A 3,296-nucleotide genomic window follows, 5' to 3' on the forward strand; every position below is an offset into this window, starting at 1 on the left:
TAAGGTAATCGCTAAATACCAAGAATGTTGCAGCATACGGTAAAAATCCGTAAGCACTGAATGCATTGTTAATTGCAGCCATTGCGTGTTCTCTGATTCCGTATTGAATGTTTCTGCCGTGAGGAAATTTGTCTTCGCCCTCAAGCCATGTGTTGTTTGAAGGAGCCAAATCCGCACTTCCCCCAAGAAAACTCGGCACCGCTTTTGCTATGGCGTTTAATATCACACCGTTGCTTTTTCTTGTGGCAATACTCTCACCTTCTTTAAATTCTGGCCATTTGATTTTAGAAAAATCTTTTTCAAAAAAGGCTTTAATTTCTTTTACTCTTGTTTTTTTATCCCATTCTCTCTCAAGCAGTTCCCCTCTTTCTTTTACGCATCTAAATCTAACCAAAACATCATCAGGAACGTAAAACGTCTTATCAGCAGGGAATCCCGCAACTTCTTTAGATTTTTTAATTACATCTTCCCCAAGAGGCGCACCGTGCGTTTTATGGCTGCCCTCTAATCCAACCGCACCTCTTGCAATAGTCGTATGAGCGATAATAAGCGTAGGTCTTTCATCACTCTCTCTGGCTTTTATCAAAGTTTTTTTAATGTCGTCATAATCATGTCCGTCCATTTCTAAAACTCTGAAATTTTGGGCTTCAAATCTTTTTCTGATATCGTCTTTAAATACTTCTTCCACTTCGCCTTCGATTGAGATATTGTTTGAATCATAAATTATAATTAAATCTTCAAGCCCCAAACTCCCAGCAATTGAACACGCTTCGTATGAAATTCCTTCTTCCAAATCCCCATCTCCGCAAAGACACCATACCTTATGGTCAATTTCAGGAAACTTTTTATGAATATATTTTTTTGCCATGGCAAATCCTACCGCGTTTGCCACACCCTGCCCAAGAGGTCCCGTAGTTACTTCAATTCCCGGAGTATGTCCGTATTCAGGATGTCCCGGGGTTTTGCTTCCAAGCTGTCTGAAGTTTTTTAAATCATCCATCGTAACATCATATCCCCATAAATAAAGCATAGAATATATTAAAGGAGTAGCATGTCCTCCTGAAAATACTATTCTGTCTCTGTTTATGAAATCAGGATTGTGGGGGGTAAGCCTTATTACATCACTTAATTCCACCATAATATCAGCAAGCCCAAGAGCGGCTCCCGGATGCCCTGATTTAGCCTTCTCCACCATATCGGCCGCCAAAAATCTTATCGTATCGGCCATTTTCTTTTTCATTTCCAAATCCATTATAACTCCTTTGTTATTGTTTATGCCTAAATAAATATTTATCAAGCAGTTTTTTTAATTCGTTTTTTAAATTTTCATCAAAACTTTCAAGTTCATCTTCAAGCTCTTTAGCAAGCCTGTCGGCCTTTTGCCTTGCTTCTTTTTCTCCAAGAAGTGTAACAAAAGTATTTTTACCATCATCCACTCCTGTGGTTTTTCCCGTTTCGTTTTCATCCAGCAAATCCAGTAAATCATCCTGAATCTGAAACAAAAGACCAAGTTTAAGTCCAAAATTATATAGTTTTCTTGCTAAATCAGTCTTATTTACTATCACCGCTCCCATTTCAAGCGAAGCGGCAATCAGTTTTCCGGTTTTATTCATATGCAGGAATTTAAGCTCTTCAATAGTGAGTTTTTTATTTTCAAAATAACAATCAATCGCCTGTCCCAGCACCATTCCACTTGGTCCTGCGTTTTTACTTAATATTTTTATAAGCTCCACTTTTACGTCATTATGCATAGGCGCAGTGCTTAACACTTCAAAAGCATAGGTATTTAAAGCGTCCCCGACTAAAATAGCAGTGGTCTCGTCATAGGTCGTATGAAGTGTCGGATGCCCCCGTCTAAGAGAGGCATTGTCCATAGCGGGCAGGTCGTCATGGATTAAAGAGTAGGTATGGATAAGCTCCAGCGCAAAAGCCGCGTATTTGGCATTTTCCACCATTAACGGATTATAAGCTCTTACAACGCTTAATAAAAGATTGGGCCTAAATCTTTTACCGCCGGCTAGCAACATTTCATTTAAAGCTTTCTCAAAAAAAGGATGAAAACTTTTTGCTTTTATTAAATTCTTTTTTATAAACTCTTCCATTTATTTCCTTAAAGGCAGACTGATTCTTATTCCGTTTTTTTCTAGCGTAATTGTAACATTTTTGTCAAAAGAAAGTATCTTTTTAAGTTCGGCAAAACTTTTAATCTTTTTACCGTTAACGGCTATAATCTTTGCGGGAGGCTTTAAAAAAATTTTATTTTCTATCTCTTTTGAAAGTTTTACAACGTTTAAATGTTTATCCACTTTTATACCGAAATGTTCAAGAGGAGTAAATTCATAAACTTTTTTTCTTATCTTTAAACACTCTTTTTTACCGTTTGCGGTTTTAAGACACACTTTATCATTAAGAAGCCCTAAAATCACGGTTTTATTAAAAAGTTCTACACCGGCTTTTTTTCCGTTAATCTCAGTGATTTTATCTCCCGGAACGATTTTATCTACATAAAAAGGGTCAATATATAAAACATTCATATTTTTATCCGCGTCTATCCCTATATCTCCCCAATAACCGTATTTTACAAAATGTTTTACATAATCACCCCTTATAACCCCTCCGTTACCAAGACCGTAAGCTCTGCAGAATATATCACTTATTACGGTATTAGGAGGTACGTTAACGCTTAATAAAGCAGGATTGAGAAATTCCATATCCCTGGCATATGTACCCCCATAAGCCGACTCATAATTTAAAGCAGCCATAAACCAGCCTATTTTCGGAGTATTATAAAAATGAATATAAGTTTTATTACGGGTGCTTACCACATACATACCGCTAAACTCATCATAATATATATATTTTAAAGGTTTTTTAAACGTAACGCTTCTAGAAGAAGAAACAGGTATAAAATTTTTTATAAAAGAATATTTTTTATAACAGGGAGAAAAATCTATATTTAAAGAAAATAAAAGTAAAGGGAGAAAAACAAGAAATTTTTTCATTGTTTCAGATTAAACCCTCCAAACATATTCATAGCCTGGGCTTTTTTATCCTCTACAGCCATTTTTATAGCGTCATTTATCGCGCTCATTAAAAGAATCTGTAAAGATTCCTTATCTTCAAGTAAAGAATCGTCTATTTTTATATCGACAACTTCAAATTTTCCGTTAACCGTAGCCTCAACAAGACCTCCCCCGCTTTTTGCGGTATAAGTTTTATTGTCGGATTCTTGTATCTGCTCCTGAAGCTTTTGCATCATTTCGTTTAAATCAAGATTACCAAACATTATTCCTCCT

Annotated in this window: 4 protein-coding genes; all 4 read right to left on the reverse strand. The window is 36.1% G+C overall.

The features are described from left to right. A partial coding sequence (locus ACXJH6_RS00425) for a thiamine pyrophosphate-binding protein (RefSeq protein WP_456469790.1) occupies positions 1-1,252 on the reverse strand: 1,252 nt, incomplete at its 3' end. Between the two features lie 13 nt (positions 1,253-1,265). Continuing rightward, positions 1,266-2,102: a polyprenyl synthetase family protein gene (locus ACXJH6_RS00430; protein ID WP_456469791.1), complete on the reverse strand. Its 837-nt coding sequence runs from the start codon at positions 2,100-2,102 to the stop codon at positions 1,266-1,268. Then, positions 2,103-3,002, reverse strand: coding sequence for a DUF7488 domain-containing protein (locus ACXJH6_RS00435; protein ID WP_456469792.1), 900 nt, complete (start codon positions 3,000-3,002; stop codon positions 2,103-2,105). Then, entirely contained in the window at positions 2,999-3,286 is a 288-nt protein-coding gene (locus ACXJH6_RS00440) for a YbaB/EbfC family nucleoid-associated protein (protein WP_456469793.1), read from the reverse strand. The genes ACXJH6_RS00435 and ACXJH6_RS00440 overlap by 4 nt, the downstream gene beginning before the upstream one ends. Positions 3,287-3,296 lie beyond the last annotated feature (10 nt).

The sequence above is a fragment of the Caminibacter sp. genome (assembly GCF_053999135.1).